This is a genomic window from Actinosynnema sp. NPDC023587, from assembly GCF_040640215.1.
GTDB lineage: Bacteria > Actinomycetota > Actinomycetes > Mycobacteriales > Pseudonocardiaceae > Actinosynnema.
This window is the reverse complement of the sequence record NZ_JBFABG010000005.1, coordinates 354,691-370,490: the sequence shown is the minus strand read 5'-3', so window position 1 is coordinate 370,490 and position 15,800 is coordinate 354,691. Positions and strand designations below refer to the sequence as shown.

The 15,800-nt window shown below is 73.4% G+C and carries 16 protein-coding genes; 1 reads left to right on the top strand and 15 read right to left on the bottom strand.

Going from position 1 to position 15,800, the window contains the following annotated elements:
* Window positions 1-28: 28 nt before the first annotated feature.
* From AB0G01_RS17370 to AB0G01_RS17360, 3 genes are read right to left on the bottom strand one after another with little or no spacing between them, the layout of a single operon-like run.
* Window positions 29-988, bottom strand: a complete 960-nt coding sequence (locus AB0G01_RS17370) for an NAD(P)-dependent alcohol dehydrogenase (protein WP_360946308.1) — start codon at window positions 986-988, stop codon at window positions 29-31.
* Window positions 985-1,269 carry a hypothetical protein gene (locus AB0G01_RS17365; protein ID WP_360946305.1) on the bottom strand — a complete coding sequence of 95 codons (285 nt, stop codon included), beginning with the start codon at window positions 1,267-1,269 and terminating at the stop codon, window positions 985-987. Before AB0G01_RS17365 ends, AB0G01_RS17370 begins: the two co-directional genes overlap by 4 nt.
* Window positions 1,269-1,607 carry a winged helix-turn-helix domain-containing protein gene (locus tag AB0G01_RS17360; protein ID WP_360946302.1) on the bottom strand — a complete coding sequence of 113 codons (339 nt, stop codon included), beginning with the start codon at window positions 1,605-1,607 and terminating at the stop codon, window positions 1,269-1,271. The genes AB0G01_RS17365 and AB0G01_RS17360 overlap by 1 nt, the downstream gene beginning before the upstream one ends.
* A 356-nt stretch (window positions 1,608-1,963) precedes the next feature.
* Here AB0G01_RS17360 and AB0G01_RS17355 point away from each other — a divergent pair, with 356 nt between their 5' ends.
* Complete coding sequence (locus tag AB0G01_RS17355) at window positions 1,964-4,000, top strand: acyltransferase family protein (RefSeq protein ID WP_360946299.1); 2,037 nt, start codon at window positions 1,964-1,966, stop codon at window positions 3,998-4,000.
* A 91-nt stretch (window positions 4,001-4,091) separates the two neighbouring features.
* Here AB0G01_RS17355 and AB0G01_RS17350 read toward each other — a convergent pair whose 3' ends face one another.
* The 12 genes from AB0G01_RS17350 to AB0G01_RS17295 all read right to left on the bottom strand — a co-directional run bounded on the left by AB0G01_RS17350 (window position 4,092) and on the right by AB0G01_RS17295 (window position 15,577).
* Window positions 4,092-5,552 carry an aldehyde dehydrogenase family protein gene (locus AB0G01_RS17350; RefSeq protein WP_360946296.1) on the bottom strand — a complete coding sequence of 487 codons (1,461 nt, stop codon included), beginning with the start codon at window positions 5,550-5,552 and terminating at the stop codon, window positions 4,092-4,094.
* Between the two features lie 265 nt (window positions 5,553-5,817).
* Window positions 5,818-6,813 carry a hypothetical protein gene (locus AB0G01_RS17345; RefSeq protein ID WP_360946293.1) on the bottom strand — a complete coding sequence of 332 codons (996 nt, stop codon included), beginning with the start codon at window positions 6,811-6,813 and terminating at the stop codon, window positions 5,818-5,820.
* 346 nt (window positions 6,814-7,159) lie between these two features.
* Window positions 7,160-8,101: an ABC transporter substrate-binding protein gene (locus tag AB0G01_RS17340; RefSeq protein ID WP_360946290.1), complete on the bottom strand. Its 942-nt coding sequence runs from the start codon at window positions 8,099-8,101 to the stop codon at window positions 7,160-7,162.
* A gap of 64 nt (window positions 8,102-8,165) precedes the next feature.
* A complete protein-coding gene (locus AB0G01_RS17335; RefSeq protein WP_360946287.1) occupies window positions 8,166-8,924 on the bottom strand; it encodes an IclR family transcriptional regulator in 759 nt (252 codons plus the stop codon).
* A 33-nt stretch (window positions 8,925-8,957) separates the two neighbouring features.
* Entirely contained in the window at window positions 8,958-10,112 is a 1,155-nt protein-coding gene (locus tag AB0G01_RS17330; protein WP_360946284.1) for an LLM class flavin-dependent oxidoreductase, read from the bottom strand.
* A gap of 1 nt (window position 10,113) precedes the next feature.
* Window positions 10,114-11,028, bottom strand: coding sequence for an LLM class flavin-dependent oxidoreductase (locus AB0G01_RS17325; RefSeq protein ID WP_360946281.1), 915 nt, complete (start codon window positions 11,026-11,028; stop codon window positions 10,114-10,116).
* Window positions 11,025-12,047, bottom strand: coding sequence for an ABC transporter substrate-binding protein (locus AB0G01_RS17320; RefSeq protein ID WP_360946278.1), 1,023 nt, complete (start codon window positions 12,045-12,047; stop codon window positions 11,025-11,027). Before AB0G01_RS17320 ends, AB0G01_RS17325 begins: the two co-directional genes overlap by 4 nt.
* The gene (locus AB0G01_RS17315) at window positions 12,028-12,765 is read right to left on the bottom strand and encodes an ABC transporter ATP-binding protein (RefSeq protein WP_360946275.1); all 738 of its coding nucleotides are present in this window, start codon (window positions 12,763-12,765) and stop codon (window positions 12,028-12,030) included. Before AB0G01_RS17315 ends, AB0G01_RS17320 begins: the two co-directional genes overlap by 20 nt.
* On the bottom strand, window positions 12,762-13,607 hold the full coding sequence (locus tag AB0G01_RS17310) for an ABC transporter permease subunit (RefSeq protein ID WP_360946272.1): 846 nt from the start codon (window positions 13,605-13,607) through the stop codon (window positions 12,762-12,764). Before AB0G01_RS17310 ends, AB0G01_RS17315 begins: the two co-directional genes overlap by 4 nt.
* Entirely contained in the window at window positions 13,604-14,620 is a 1,017-nt protein-coding gene (locus AB0G01_RS17305) for an NrtA/SsuA/CpmA family ABC transporter substrate-binding protein (RefSeq protein ID WP_360946269.1), read from the bottom strand. The genes AB0G01_RS17310 and AB0G01_RS17305 overlap by 4 nt, the downstream gene beginning before the upstream one ends.
* A gap of 122 nt (window positions 14,621-14,742) precedes the next feature.
* Window positions 14,743-14,820: a putative leader peptide gene (locus tag AB0G01_RS17300; protein WP_360946510.1), complete on the bottom strand. Its 78-nt coding sequence runs from the start codon at window positions 14,818-14,820 to the stop codon at window positions 14,743-14,745.
* Window positions 14,821-15,049: 229 nt separating this feature from the next.
* Window positions 15,050-15,577, bottom strand: a complete 528-nt coding sequence (locus tag AB0G01_RS17295; RefSeq protein WP_360946266.1) for a hypothetical protein — start codon at window positions 15,575-15,577, stop codon at window positions 15,050-15,052.
* Window positions 15,578-15,800 lie beyond the last annotated feature (223 nt).

The following is a 15,800-nucleotide window of genomic DNA, read 5'->3' as shown; positions in this document are numbered from 1 at the left end:
CACGGCTGGAACGACCAGGGCACCCCGCTCACGTGGTGACGACGACCTTGCCCCTGGCGTGGCCCGCACCGACGTGCGCGAGCGCGTCCGCGACCCGCTCCAGGGGGTAGGTGCGGCCCACCAGCGGCACGACCGCGCCGGCCTCGGCGAGCGCGACGAGCTCGGCGAGGTCGGCCGGGTTCGGGGTCGAGACGTACACCTTGATCCGCCGGCCGACCAGCGGCGAGGTGACCGCCCCGCGCACGATCCGGGGCAGGCTGCCCAGCCACCGCCCGCCGCGCCCGCTGTTGGGCAGCAGCGTGCCGCGCCTGGTCAGCACCCGGCACAGGGCGGTGGGCGAGTGGTTGCCGACGTTGTCCAGGATGACGTCGTAGCGGGCGTCCTCCCGGGTGAAGTCGCGGGTCCGGTAGTCGATCACGTCGTCCACGCCGACCGAGCGCAGCAGCTCGTCGGACCCGCCGCACACCGCCGTCACCACGCAGCCCCGGTGCCGGGCGAGCTGGACGGCGAACGACCCGACGCCGCCCGCCGCGCCGTTGACCAGCACCCGGTCCCCGGCCGCCGCCTTCGCCGCGCGCAGCCCGTGCAGCGCGGTGAGCCCGGCCATCGGCAGCGCGGCGGCCTGCTCGAACGTGAGGTTCGCCGGTTTGGCGACCAGGTGGTCGGCCCGCGCCAGTGCGTACTCGGCGAACGTGCCCTCGCCCTGGCCGAGCACCTCGTCACCGGCCCGCACGCCGGTCACGCCCGGACCCACCGCCTCGACCACGCCCGCCAGGTCGGTGCCCCGCACGGGGTTCTTCGGCCGGCGCGGGCCCGCCGCGAGCCGCAGCAGGTACGGCGTGCCGGTGAGGAAGAGCCAGTCGGCGTAGTTGACCGACGCCGCCCGCACCCGCACCAGCACCTGGCCGGCACCGGGGGCCGGCGTGCCCAGGTCGGCCGGTGCCAGCACGTCCGGCGTGCCGTACCGGTCCTGCACCACGGCTCTCACTCGACGGTCCGGAGGATCTGCTCGATCGACGCCGTCCTGGTGCGCAGCTCGGCGACGTCGGCGGCGGTGCGCTGCTGGGCGTCGAGGGTCTTCTCGGCGAGCTGCTCGTAGCGGCCGACGAGTTGGCGCAGGTGCTCCTCCTGGCCGGCGTTGATCTTGGCCTTGCGGATGTCCAGGAAGCCCTGGAACAGGAACAGGGCGGTGACCACGGCCAGGAACAGCAGGCCGATGGTGAGGACCGCGTCGGGCCACGTGGTGGTCCCCTCCGCGCTGAGGTGCATCAGGAACGCTCCTTGCGTCCGGGACCCCGGTCGGGGTCGGTGAGGGTGAGGGCCGCCTCGGCGAGCGTGGCGGCGGTGAGGCGCACGTCGAACTCGGCGACCTCGTAGTACTTCATGGCCTTGCCGTCGGCGGACAGTTCGAGCGTGCCCACCACCAGGCCGGCCGCCTCCAGCCGCCGCAGGTGCATGTGCAGCAGGGGGCGGCTGATGCCGATCTCGCGGGCCAGGTTGCTGACGTAGTCCCGGCCGCCCGCGAGCGTCGCGACGATCCGCAGCCGCAGCGGGTTGGCGAGGGCGGCCAGGACCTCGACCAGGTCGTCACCGGTCGGCCGCGTCATGGTCAGGTTGTCCCTTCACGTGTAAGGAAGTTCTTACACGTGAAACCGTAGCACGACACCAGCGGGCTCCGGGAAGACCGCCGATCGCGTCTCCACCCGTCGCGACGGCGTCGACCGACTTACCATCGGATCGAACCGATGTGCGACGGAGGGTGACGCGGTGGAGCGCGAAGCGTCGGTCAGGAGCCCTGGGGGTGACCCTGGGTGATGGTCATTACCACAGGTGGGACATTCGGCAGATCCCCCAGTCGGGTCTCGGGTAAGGTCGTCCGGACGTCACTCGTCCGAGTGGCATTGGGGGGGCGTCCCGAAACACGGGATCGGCGACGCGTGCTGATTGCGATCCGGAGCCGATCTTGACCGTTGCCCAGTCCGCGCGCGCGGACGCGACGCCCACCGTGCGGCTGCCCGTCGCGCGGTTCCGCCCGGAGATCCAGGGCCTGCGCGCGGTGGCGGTCGCCCTCGTCGTGGTCTACCACGTGTGGCTGGGCCGGGTGTCCGGCGGCGTGGACGTCTTCTTCGTCATCTCCGGGTTCCTGGTCACCGGCCAACTGCTGCGCGCCACCGACAAGGGGCGGATCGCGTTCGTGCCCCTGTGGGGGCGGATGATCAAGCGGCTGTTCCCGGCCGCGCTCACCGTGCTGCTGGCGGTGCTGGTCGCGAGCTACCTCCTGCTGCCCGGCAACCGCTGGTTCCAGACCATCCGCGAGGTCGTCGCGGCGGCCCTCTACCTGGAGAACTGGCAACTCGCGGCGGACTCCGCGGACTACTTCGCGCAGCACAACTCGGCCAGCGTGGTCCAGCACTTCTGGTCGCTGTCCATCCAGGGCCAGTTCTTCGTGGTGTGGCCGCTGCTGGCCGCCGCCGCCCTGGTGCTCGGCCGGCTCACCGGCCGGGGCGCGCGACAGGTGCTCCGCTGGGCGCTGATCGCCGTGCTGGTCGAGTCGCTGGTGTTCTCGGTCGCGCTGACGATGGTCGACCAGCCCCTGGCGTACTTCCACTCGCTGACCCGCGCCTGGGAGTTCGCGCTGGGCGGCCTGCTGGCGTTCGTCGCCGACCGGATCGTGCTGACCCGCGCGTCACGGGTGGTGCTCGGCTGGGTCGGCCTGGTCGGGCTGGTCGCCTGCGGCCTGGTGCTCCAGGTGGGCACCGTGTTCCCCGGCTACCTCGCGCTGTGGCCCACGCTGTGCGGCGCGGCGGTCGTCGTGGCGGGCACCAGCGGCAGCGGGATCGGCGTCGACCGGGTGCTGGGCACGCCCGCGCTGAAGTACCTGGGCGACGTGAGCTACTCGCTGTACCTGTGGCACTGGCCGGTGCTGGTGCTGTTCCTGGTGACCACCCGCCAGGAGGCCGTGGACTTCGCGGACGGCGCGCTGGTGATCGGGGTGTCCGTCGCGCTGGCCGTGGCGACCCACCACCTCGTGGAGCAGCCCGTGCGCCGGTCGGCCGTCGGCGTGGCCAAGCCGTGGGGTGCCTACCGGTTCGGCCTGCTGCTGATGGTCCCGGTGCTGGTGGTCGCCGGGACGTGGCAGGTCGTCACGCAGCACCGGGTCGACTCCTACTCGTTCGCGCCCGACCCCGACCACCCCGGCGCGCTCGCGCACCGGCCCGGCTTCGAGTACGAGGGCTCGCCCGACGCGGAGGTCGTGCCCCCGCTGGAGGCCCTGCGCGACGACGTCGCGGCGGTCGGCCCCGAGTGCCTGAACCGGGGCACCAACGAGGACGTCTCCACCTGCGCGTACCGGGGCGACGGCGAGCCGGTCAAGCGCATCGTCGTGGTCGGCGACTCGCACATGCACTCGTACCTGCCGGCGTTCGAGATCATCGCCGAGCGGCGCGACTGGGAGTTCACCACGTTCTTCAAGGGCGGGTGCCCGCTGTCCACCGACTCCTACGTCGAGTCCGACGAGCCGCTGTACTGCCCGGGGTGGTCCGACGCGGTGGTGGGCAGGATCATCGACCTCAAGCCGGACCTGGTGATCCTCAACGGCAGCCGCAACGTCCGCCGGGGTCTCACCGAGGAGACCCCGGACGGGTTCGTCGCGCAGTGGCGCAGGCTCGACGCGGCGGGCATCCCGCTGCTCGCCTTCCGCGACAACCCCCGGTTCGACGTCTCGCCCGCCGAGTGCCTGGCGATCAACGGCCTGGGCTCCGACGAGTGCGACGTGCCGCGCGCCGAGGTGTACGGGCCGCCGCCCTACGAGCGGATCGCGGACCTGCCCGCCGGCATCCGGTTCGCCGACTTCGGCGACTACTTCTGCGACGCGAGCCGGTGCGGGCCGGCCGTGGGCAACGTCTACATCTACGGCGACCACAACCACCTCGGGCGCAGCTACGTGATCACCCTGACCCCCGTCGTGGAGGACGCGGTGGCCACCCGGCTCGCCGGGTAGCCACCACGGCCGGCCCGTCACCCGGACCGGGCACCAGGACGCGCATCGCGGTCGACGGCCACCGACCGCCGCACGCGTCGCGCCGTCCCGATCAGAACGGGTAGTGCGCGTGCTCGGTGGCCAAGGTGATCCAGCGGGTCGTGGTGAACGCCTCGACGCCCCACCGGCCGCCGAACCGCCCGTAGCCGCTGGCACCGACGCCGCCGAACGGGGCCTGCGGCTCGTCGCCCACCGACTGGTCGTTGACGTGCACGATCCCGGTCTTCACCCGGCGCGCCAGGGACAACCCCCTGGTGCCGTTCTCGGTGAGGATGCCGCAGGTGAGACCGTGCTCCGTGTCGTTGGCGCGGGCCACGGCCTCGTCGTCGGACGCGAAGGTCTCCAGCACGCAGACCGGCCCGAACGCCTCGCCGTAGTGCAGCTCCATGTCCGGCGTGACGCCGGTCAGCACGGTCGCCCGGTGCAGCGCGCCGGTCGGCTCCTCGCCACCGGTGAGCACGGTCGCGCCCTTGTCGCGCGCGTCGCGCACCAGCGCCGCGACCCGCACCGCCGACCCGGTGTTGACCAGCGGGCCGATCACCGTCGCCGGGTCGGTCGGGTCGCCGTGGGGCAGTGCGGCGATCTTGGCCACGAACCGCTCGGTGAACTCGTCCGCGATCCGCTCGTGCACCAGCACCCGGTCGCCGGACATGCAGATCTGGCCGGAGTTCATGAACACCCCGAACACCGCCGCGTCCACCGCGTGGCCCAGGTCGGCGTCGTCCAGCACGATGATCGCGTTCTTGCCGCCCAGCTCCAGCACGGCCGGCTTGAGGTGGCGGGCGGCGTGCGTGCCGATGATCCGGCCGACGCCGGTCGAGCCGGTGAAGTTGACCACCCGCACCCTCGGGTCGGCGATCAGCGCCTCGGCGACCTCGGCGGCGTCCGCCGGGTCGTTGGTGACCACGTTCAGCACCCCGTCGGGCAGCCCGGCGTCGCGCAGCACGTCGGCCAGGAACAGCCCCGACGCCAGCGGAGCGTCCTCGCTGGGCTTGAGCACGACGGTGTTGCCGGCCGCGATCGGCGCGGCGAACGCCCGGGTGCCCAGGATCAGCGGCGCGTTCCACGGCGCGAACGCCGCCACGACGCCGACCGGCTCCCGCACGGCCAGGCCGAGCGCACCGGGCTCCTGCGCCGACAGCACCTCGCCCAGCGGCGCGGTCACCGCGGCGGCGGCCTCCCGCAGGATGTTGGCGGCGAGGAAGACGTTGAACATCGCCCACCGCTTGGTGCCGCCCGCCTCGCCCGCCATCAGCCGCACGGCCTGCTCGGCGCGGGAGTCGAGCAGGTCGGCGGCGTCGAGCAGGATCTTGCGCCGGGCGAACGGGCGGACCGCCGCCCAGTCGGCGAACGCGGCGTCGGCGGCGGCCACCGCCTTCGCCACGTCCTCGGGACCGGCGGCGGCGACGGTCGCGTAGACCTCGCCGGTGTGGGGGTTCACGTCGTCGACGGTGCGTCCTGAGGTCGCGGGCACGTCGGAGCCGGCGATCAGCAGGTCACGGTGGATGGTCATGGTTCAGCGCCTCCGGACCACAGCAGGGGGTGGACTCCAGCATACGGACCACCGAAGTGGCCTATTTGTGCCAACGCGTCCGCCAGTTGGCCCTGCGCGCACGCGGTCGCGGCCGGGCGCGCGACGGGCCACGTGTCACGATCGGTGCGAACACCCTGTTCGGGCAGGTCACACGCCCTGCGGGACCGCACTCACCACCCTGCGGACGGGCACCGCTCCGTTCCGCGCACGGGTCGGGTGCCGGGCCGCCGGCCGACGCGGTCGGTCACTGGTCGGGTCGTTCCGTCACGACGAAGGAGGTGCCGGCGAGCGGTTCGCCGACGGGGGTGGCCGCCCAGCCGGCCAGCCGCTCCGCGCTCCCGCCGCTGAGGTTCAGCAGCTCGGCGAGCTCGGCGGCCGAGGGGTGCGCCGGGCGGCGGCACACCAGCACCGGTTCGCCGGTGGCACCGCTGTCCTCGTCCTCCGGGTCGTCCGCGACCCACCGGCAGATCACGACCTGCCAGTCGGTCCGGTCGTGCGCGCCGTCGGGCAGCGGGGCGTCCACGCTGAGGAAGAGGCTCTCCCGGGCCTCGTCGAAGGGGTCGTCCGTGATCGTGAAGTCCTCGACGAGCAGCCGGACGCCGTCGTTGGTGGACCGGGTGTAGGCGTCGAGGAGCAGCCGCAGGTCGGCGGCCCCGGTGCGGACCCGCTCCGCGCCGACGCCCTGCTCCGCGCGGTCCAGCCGGCGGCGGGTCTCGCCGCTGAGGCCGTCGACGTCCCCGAACGACACGAACGGCGCGGTGAAGTCCCAGACCCGCTGGTTCGGTGCGGCGGGCGGGTCGATGCCGTCGGAGAACCCGGCCAGCGCCTCGCGCAGCCCGCGCGCCTCCGCGTCCAGCTCGGCGCTGATCGCCAGCCGGACCGGTTCGGGGACCTGTTCGACGGACTCGTCGAGGTAGAGGAGGGAGTCGTGCAGGAGCGCCTTGACGTACTCGTACCACAGGCTGTGGGCACCGGTGAGCAGGTCCCGGCGGACGCTCGGGTCGGTGAGCGCGGCGAGGTGGTCGGCCGGGTAGTAGGCGGCCCGGCCGTCACGGGCGTCGTGCACGCTGACGGGGACCGTGGCGCACGCGGAGATCCGGTTGAGCGCGTCGACGATCGGTGCCACGAGGGTGGTGTCGTCGAGGCTGGTGACGGTCGAGGACACCACGCCGGCCGGGCCCCGGTAGGTGGCGAGGACCTGCATCTTCCCGCGACTGGGGTGCTGGGAGTAAACGGTCACGACGATTCCTTCGGCCGACGGGCCCACGACGGGACGCCTCGGCGGGATCGGGCGGCGGGTGGGCGGACGCGGTGTCGGTCCCGCGCTCCGCGGAGTGCCGGCGGTGGTCCAGGTCCGATCCCGAACTCCTTGCCGCGAACCGACTTTAGCGCACCCGGCGGTGCCCGGTCACACCGACCGGGCACCGCCCGGAACACCACCGCGCCCGCGCGCGGCACGAGGAACGCCTGTCCTCGCGAGAATCCCTCCCGCCACGACCGCCCGCGACCGGGTCAGCGCCGGACGGGTGCGGGCGACACCGGGGTTCCCGGCGTCGGCGGGCCGCCGACGCCGGGAACCCCGGTGGTCAGGCGCGCGCCGCGAGCGTGCCGGCGACGAGGTCATTCACCCACGGCAGGACCGCGTCCCGGACCTCCACCGGGCGGGGGAGCAGGCCGTTGGCGGCGAGCAGGTCGGAGGCCCGCTGCTGCTCGGCCAGGAAGTCCTCGCCCACCGGGTGCACCCCGAACGGCCGGTTGCGCAGCGCCCGTTCCCACGAGTCGAGGTCGGCGGCCACGCCCCGGGACGCCGCGTCGTCCACGAAGTACCGCGCGGCGGCGCGCGGGTTGTCGGTGATCCACCGGTCGGACTCCTGCAACGACTCGACGATCGCCGCCAGCTCCTCCCGGTTGCCCTCGGCGAAGTCCCGGCGGGTGAACCACAGCGACGGGTGGCTGAACAGCCCTTCGGTCGCCACGAGCGTGCGCACCCCGGTCTCGGCCTCCACCCGGTCCAGGTCCGGGTAGGAGCCCGTCCACGCGTCGATGTCGCCGTCGAGGAACCGCTGGGCCGCGTCCGCCCCGGTTTTCACCGGTTCGACGTCCGCCCAGGTCAGCCCGGCCTGGTCGAGGGCGAACAGCAGCAGCGTGGTCTGCCAGGAGCCGTGCGCGATGCCGACCCGGCGACCGCGCAGGTCGGCGACCTCCCGGATCGGCGAGTCGGCGCGCACCACGATCCGGCCGTTCTCCGTGCGCGGCCCGGACACGCCGAGGTACACGACGTCGTGGCCCGCGCCCAGCGCGGTGATCGGCGGGGTGAAGCCGGTGCCGATCACGTCGTAGCCGCCGGCGGCGAAGAGCTGGTCGCTGTGCACGGTCGGCAGCCCCGATCGCGGGTCGGGCCGCTCGCCCTGCGGGAGCGAGCGCAGGTCGACCCACGTCACGTCGGGCAGCCTGCGTTCCAGGATGCCGTTGTGCCGCAGCACGAACAGCGAGTTGTTGTGCGGGAAGAATCCCACGCGAACGGTCATCACGGGCCTCCAGGCGAGTGCGGTGGTCGCCCGGCGCACGCGCGCCGGGCGACCGGACCGGGGTTCAGAGCGGGGGGAGCAGCAGCGCGGCGACCCGGTCCACCCGGGCCAGCGCCTGGTCGACGAACCAGCGGACGCGGTCGTCGGTGATCAGTTCGGGGGTGGCCCGCAGGGTCAGCGCCGCGTAGGAGAAGCCGTCGGCGTCGAGCACCGGCACCGAGACCGACCGGACGCCGACCTCGCTCTCCCCGTTGTTCACGGCGTAACCCGCCGCCCGCACCCGGACCAGCTCCGCGCGCAGGTCGTCGCGGTCGCCGATGGTCCGGGCGGTCGGCCGGACCAGGTCGGGCAGCGCGGCCAGGTCGTCCTCGCCCGGCGGGGCCCACGCCAGCAGCACCTTGCCCATGGCGGTGGTGTGCAGCGGCGCGCGGACGCCGTCGGAGGATTCCGCGCCGACCATGCCGCCGATCAGCACGAGCGCGTCGTGCCCGCTGCGCACGGAGACGCTGGCGGATGCCCTGGTGGCGCGGGCGAGCCGGTCGAGCACCGGCTCCAGCCGGTGCAGACCGTGCTGGAAGTAGTGCAACTGGCCCAGCTCGGCGACGGTCGTGCCGAGCCGGTACCGCGCGGTGTCCGGGTCGCGTTGCAGGAACCCGGCCGCCACCAGCGCGAGCACCAGCCGGTGCGCGGTGCTGATCGGCAGGGTCATGGCCTTGGCGATGTCGGTGACGCCCAGCTCCGGTCCGTGGTGGCGGAAGCACTGGAGCACGCCGAGCGCGCGCCGCACGGCTTGCGCACCCGGCGGGGCGGCGCTCGTCGCCATCACCGGCCTCCCGGTCCTCGGCCGCCGGCGGTCCTACGCACCGACCGTCACCGGCCCGCGCTGCCCGAGCCTGCCCCTCAGCAGCGGCAGGACGCCTTCGGCCACCCGGTACGCCTCCTCCAGGTGCGGGCCGCCGGCCAGGATCAACGAGTCGACACCGAGGTCGAGCAGCTCGTCGAGCCGCTCGGCGACCTGTTCGTAGCTGCCGACCAGGCCGAACGCCGGACCGGGCCGCATCAGCGCGAGCCCGGCGAACACGTTGGGCCGCACCTCGAAATCGCGGAACCCGGTGAACGACCCGGGCTGGAAGGAGACGGCCCGGCGCACGCCGAACGAGTCGCCGCCGTCCCGGGAGAGCTGCGCCCGCACGGCTTCCGGCCGCACGTGCCGCCACCCGCGCTCGATGTCGGCCCACGCCTCCTCGGCGGTCTCCCGGGCCAGCACGTCCACCCGGACCGCGAACTTCGGTGCCGCGCTGCGCGCGCGGACCGCGTCGAACTTGGCGCGCAGCGCCTCCACCGGCTCCAGCCACGACAGGTAGTAGTCGGCGTGCCGCCCGGCCGCCTCGATCGCCGCCGGCGACGAGCCGGAGAAGTACACCTCGGGGAACGGCAGCCCGGCGAGCGGACCGGGCAGCCCGCCGCCCTCCACCCGGTAGAACCGGCCGTCGAAGTCGAACGGCCCGCCGTCCCACACCCCGCGCAGCACGTCCAGGAACTCCGAGGTGCGGGCGTACCGGTCGTCGTGCGCGACCTTGTCGCCCCACCACAACTGCGGCGGGCCGCCACCGCCGGTGATGATGTTGTAGGTGACCCGCCCCGCCGTGGCGCGGTGCAGGCTCGCGGTCATCCGCGCGGCCTGCACCGGGTTGAGGAAGCCCGGCTGGAACGCGACCATGAACCGGTAGGTCTTGGTCTCCCGGGCCAGCGCGGACGCCACCGCCCACGGGTCGTCGGTGCCGGGGAACGAGGGCAGCAGCCCGCCGTGGAACCCCAGTCCCTCGGCCGCGCGCGCGGTCTCGGCCAGGTAGTCGAGCAGGCCGTAGCCGTCCGGCTCGCCCGCGCGCAGCCCCGGCGTGATGCTGTCCGGCCCCGGTGGGGCCCAGTCGCCGCGGGACTGGCGGTGCGCGGTGCGCAGCGAACTCGGGTCGCCCGCCATCCCGATCCGCCACCAGATGTCGATCGCCATGTCATGCCCTTCCCGCGAGCAGCGGACGCACGTGCTGCGCGATCCGCAGCGCTTCTTCCAGCCGGGGTTCGGCGGCCAGGAAGAAGGTGTCGAACCCCCGCTCGGCGTACGCCGAAATCTGATCTGCCACCTGTGCGTACGTGCCGCGCAGACCCGGTGCGCCGGTCAGCTCCGACTCCTCCTCGCGGGTGTGCACGGTGGCCTGCAACGCCCGCCGGACCCGCCCGTCGAGCCGGGCGAGGTCCCGGTCCAGCTCGTCGTCCGGGGCGAGGTCGAAGACGTGCACGTCGGCGTGCTCGGCGGACAGGGCCAGCGCCTCGTCCGACGTGCCGGACAGGTAGACCGCCGGGAACGGCAGACCGGCCAGCGGCCCGGTGAAACCGCCCTTGACGACCTCGTAGAACCGGCCGGTGAAGTCCACGTCCCGCCCGTGCCACACCGCTTTCGCGACGGTCAGGAACTCCGCGGCCCGCGCGTACCGGTCGGTGCCGGTGACGAAGTCGCCCTGGGTGCGCTGGACGCCCTCGTCCAGGTCGACCTCCAGCCGCCAGGCCAGCCGCCCGCCGAACGCCCGTTGCAGCGTCGCGGACAGCTTCGCCGCGTAGACCGGGGTGGCGATCCCCGCCGGGAACCCGGCCACCACCTCCAGGAACCTGCTGTCGCGGCCGAGCGAGCCGGACACCACCAGCGACTCCTCGCCGAGCGGGTCGTAGGGCACGTACACGCCGCCGAGCCCGCCCAGTTCGGCGGCCCGGGAGACCTGGTGCAGGTAGTCGAACGGGGTGAACGCCGGTCCGCCGGCCCGACCGTCCCGGATGGACGGTGGCAGCGGCGGCGCGGAACCCCAGCCGCGCGAGCGGTTCCCGCGACCGTCGCCCCGGGTGGGGACGGTCCAGATGATCCGGGGTGCGGTCATCGCGCACCCGCCACCAGCGCGCGGGCCTCGGCCAGCGGCTCGGGTGCGGCCCACGCCCGGACGTCCACGTCGCGGGCGAGGAACCCTTGCGACAGCAGGAAGTCCTTCTGGTGGGCGAGCAGGTCCAGCCGCTCCTCGGACAGGTCGGGGTGCAGCGCCCGGTGGAACCCGTCCCGGTAGGCGGCGGCGACGCCGGCCGGGCCGGACCGGGTCTCCCGGGCCAGGATCTCGCGCACCCGGTCCAGGTTGTCCGCCGCCCAGTCCGCCGCGCGCAGCGTCCGGACCAGGAAGCGGACCACCAGGTCCGGCCGCTCGGCCAGGATCTGCTCGTGCACGGTGATCGGTCGCGGCGTGCCGTTGTTCACCCGGTGCCGCCGGTCGGCGAACGAGTCCAGGTCGACCCCGACCACCAGCCCGTGCGCCGCGGCCTGCTCGGCGGCCTGGGCACCCTTGACGTAGACGGCGTCGACGTCGCCGGCGGCCAGCGCCTCGATGCCGAACAGCGAGCCGCCGCCCGGGGCACCGCGACCCACGTCGCCCTGCCCGGTCGCCACCTCGACGAAGGTGACGTCCGCGGTGGTCAGCCCGGCGGTGCCCAGCGCGCCGGCGAACCCGTGCAGCGCCATCGCCCGGGGGAAGCTGCGGGCCCGGTCGGCGGCGAACGCGGGCAGCGCGACCCGCCGGCCCGCCAGGTGTCCGGGCGCGGTGATGCCGGAGTCCGGCCGGACCACGATCGCCTGCGACTCGTCGATCCAGGTCAGCCCGATCAGCCGGGTCGGCGCGCCTTCGGACTTCGCGACCAGCGCCGGGACGTTGCCGCCCTCGCGGAACAGGCCGACCAGCCGGTGGTCGAAGTGCCGGGCGGCGATGTCCGGCGGCGCGTCCTGCAACACGCCCACGTCCAGGCCGTCGGCCGCGAACTCCTCGGCCAGCCAGCCCAGGTGGTGGGCCAGGCCGCTCGCGGTGGGCACCGGGCAGCGGGTGTACCAGATCCGGTTCTCAAGCGTCGGTGTGCTCATGAGTGCTCCTGGGAGAGCGGTCGGGGGAGACCCCGAGCGCGGCGAGGTAGTCCTTGCGGTGCGCGATCACGGCGCGGTCGTCGCGGTCGCGCGGCCGGTCGACGTCGATCCGGCGGTCGAGGGCGAAACCGCCGTCCCGCAGCACGATCGCGCGGTCGGCCAACAACAGCGCCTCGTCGACGTCGTGGGTCACCAGCAGCACCGCCGGGCGGTGCCGGGCGCACAGCTCGGCGACGAGTTCCTGCATCTGCAAGCGGGTCAGCGCGTCCAGCGCGGCGAACGGCTCGTCGAGCAGCAGCAGTTCCGGCTGCCGGACCAGGGCGCGGGCCAGCGCGACCCGCTGCGCCTCGCCGCCGGACAGCGTGGCGGGCCAGCTCCGCGCCTTGTCCGCGAGCCCGACCTCGGCCAGCGCCGCGAGCCCGGGACCGCGAGCGGCCTTGCCGCGCTGCCCGATCGTCACGTTCGCGAGCACCCGGCGGGCCTGCACCAGGCGCGGCTCCTGGTACACCACCGTCCGCACGCGCGGCACCAGCACGGTGCCGGCGTCGGCGCGCTGCAACCCGGACAGCAGCCGCAGCAGGGTGGTCTTGCCGGTGCCGCTCGGCCCGAGCAGCGCGACGAACTCGCCCGGCGCGATGTCCAGGTCGATCCCGTCCAGGACCCGGGTGGCACCGAAGCTCTTGCGGATGCCGCGCAACCGCACCACGGCGTCGCTCATGCGCCCGCCGTCCCGTGCCGCAGCCACGGCATGGTGGTCCGCTCCACCAACCTGATCACCAGGTCCACCCCGATCCCGATCAGCGCGTAGATCACGATGCACAGCACCATGTAGTCGTTGCGGTAGTACTGCTGCGCGAGGGTGACCAGGTAGCCGATGCCCTCGGTGGCCCCGACCTGCTCGGCCGCGATCAACCCGACCAGGCTGATGCCCAGGCAGATCCGCAGCGCCATCAGGATGTTCGGCAGCGCGCTCGGCACGATCACGCCGACGGCCAGCCGGAAGCCGGTCAACCCGAACCCGCGCACCGCCTCGACCACCTTGCGGTCCACCGACCGCACGCCCAGGTAGGTGTAGGCGTACATCGGCGAGGCGGAGGACACCGCGATCAGGGCCACCTTGAACGCCTCGTCGACGCCGAACCACGAGATGAACAGCGGCACCAGGGCCAGGAACGGCACCACGCGCACGATCTGCACGGTCGCGTCGACCAGCTCTTCACCGAGCCTGGTCAACCCGCTGACCAGGCCGAGCACCAGCGCGATGCCCACCCCGATGCCGACGCCGAGCCCGGCGCGCCGGAACGACGCGAGCCCGTACTCCCAGAGCTGGCCGGTCTCCACCAGTTCCCAGAACGCCCGCACCACCTGCCCGGGAGAGGCCAGGACCTCGGTCGACACCAGGCCGTGCGTGGTCGTGTACCACCACGCCACCAGGATCAGCGCCGGCACGCTGACCCGCAGCGCGAGCGACGACCACCGGTTGCGGGTCTTGGTCCCGAGGAACTGGGGCACCTCCAACCCGGGCACCGCCGGGGCGGCGCGGTCCACCGTGACGGTCACTTCGCCCCGCCCCAGTCGTGGAAGACCGTTTTCGGGTCGGGGTTCTCCGGCAGCACCTTGTTCTCGGTGAAGACCGTGGACACGCCGGTCAACCGGGCCTCGTCGGCGGGCTGCGGCAGCCGCAGCACGTTGTCGTAGCGGCCGATGGCGATGTTGTTCTCCAGTTGCAGCCCGGTCGCCGCCGCCGGTCCCTGGTCGGTGAAGACGTTCTGGAACGCCTCCGGTTCCGCCTTCTCCTTCTCGTCCAGTCCGGACAGGACCCGGACGAGGGTGCGGACCACCTCGGGGTTCCGGGCGAGCAGGTCGGTGCGGGCGACGAACATGTTCAGGTCGTCCGAGGGGAGGTCCCGCCCGCGGAACACCACCCGCGCGCCCTTGGCCACCGCCTGCGGGAACGCCCGCACGATCGCCACCCACGCGTCGACCTGGCCGCTGGTGAACGCCGACGCTGCCTGGTCCTGTTGCAGGTAGACGCGCTGCACCTGGTCGGCGGGGATGCCCGCCTCCTTCAGCGCGAGCAGGAGCAGGTACTCGCCGCGCCCCGCCTTGTTCACCGCGACCCGCTTGCCGCGCAGGTCCTGGACGGACTTGATCGGGCTGTCCGGCGGCACGATCAGCCCGTCGCCCGCACCGGCGCGCGGGTCGGTCACCACGTCCTTCACCGCGACGACCTTGATGTCGTCGGACGTGGCGAGGTAGCCGAGGGCGGGGGAGAAGGCACCCTCGGCGAAGTTGACCGCGCCGGAGTGGATCGCGTCGGTGGTCGCGGTGAACGACGCGTACGTGCCGCCCCACTCGACCCTGGCGTTCAGCTCGGCCAGCGGGCCGTCGAAGCTGTTGTTCTTCTTGGCGTAGGCGAGCGGTCCGTAGTTGCCGGGGTCGACCAGCTTGACCACGATCTGCCCGGAACCGGCGTCCGCCTGGCCGCCGCACGCCGCCAGCGCGGCCGTGAGCAGGGCGGTGACACCGAGCGCGGCGGCCCGGGAAGCTTGGGAGTGCGCGAAAAAACCCATGAGTGTGCCTGCCACTCCTTGTCACGGGAGAACCTGGTGCGGGGAAGGGAAAGGGGTTGCCGGGATGCCGCGGACCCGAGGTCGGGCGCGGTCTGTCGGCCGGAGCAGGAAGGGGGTGTCGCTCAGCGAGGCAGACACAGCGCGCTGGCGACCCGGAGCAGGTCGACGTGCTGACGCGTGGTCAGCCGGGGCAGCCTCATGCCGGGAACGCTAGGGACGCCGACGGGACCCCGTCAACCGCGCCCCGATGCTTCCCGCATCATGGAAATGCCTCTGACCAGGGGATATTTTCCTCGTCTACGCTCCGCTCTTCCACATCGTGGCAAAACGGCGGATGAGGCGGGTGGCGCGGCCGGTGAGCGGGGCGGCGAGATCACCTACCCCACCGCGTCGTCACAGCCGGCCGTTCCACGAGTCGCGTGGCACCCCTTACTCGACGATCTTGTTGTAGCGCAACGGGGTGTAGGTGTCGAGGCGGCCCGCCGTCCACTTGCGCTCGACGGGGAGTTCGCCGTCCGGCCCGGTCTGCTCGCGCATGACCGGTTCCGTCTTGGCGTCGTCCGCCCAGCGGATGAACAACGCCGCGTGCCCGTCGTTCACGAGGGCGTCACCGGCGCGCAGGTCGGCGCGCGGCACCTCGGTGCCCACCTCGCGCAGCGTGGTGGTGGTGCGGGAGTGGTTCAGGCCCCACGCCATCGAGACGTAGCCGGAGCAGTCGGTCCGGTAGTCGCCGAACTGGTTGCGGTGGCAGGCGCTCTGGCTGTACGGCACCCGCTCGTCCAGCCAGGACTGCGACCGCGCCTGGGTTTCGCCGCGCGAGGTCACGCGGTCCTCCGGGGTCGTGCCGCACGCGGCCGACACGGCGGACGCGTCGGCGTGCGCGACCGGCATCTGCGCGACCGACATCTGGGTGGCCGCCGCGCAGGCGAGCACGGCGACCAGGACGCGGGTGTTCATTCGGACCCCCTCGGATCGACGGGTGCCACGGGATCGCGTGGACCGCTGTCCGCCGAGAGTTCCCACCACCGGCCGGGGTAGTGCCCGAGTCACCCGGCCGAGTGGCCTTGCGGCGCGTGGCCGGTCACTCGGGCGGGTGATCCGCCCGGCCTCCGCGCCGCCGGGCCGGTCCGACCCGGCGGCGCGGAGGGTTGCGCCCGGCCGATCGGGTCGGGTAGACAAA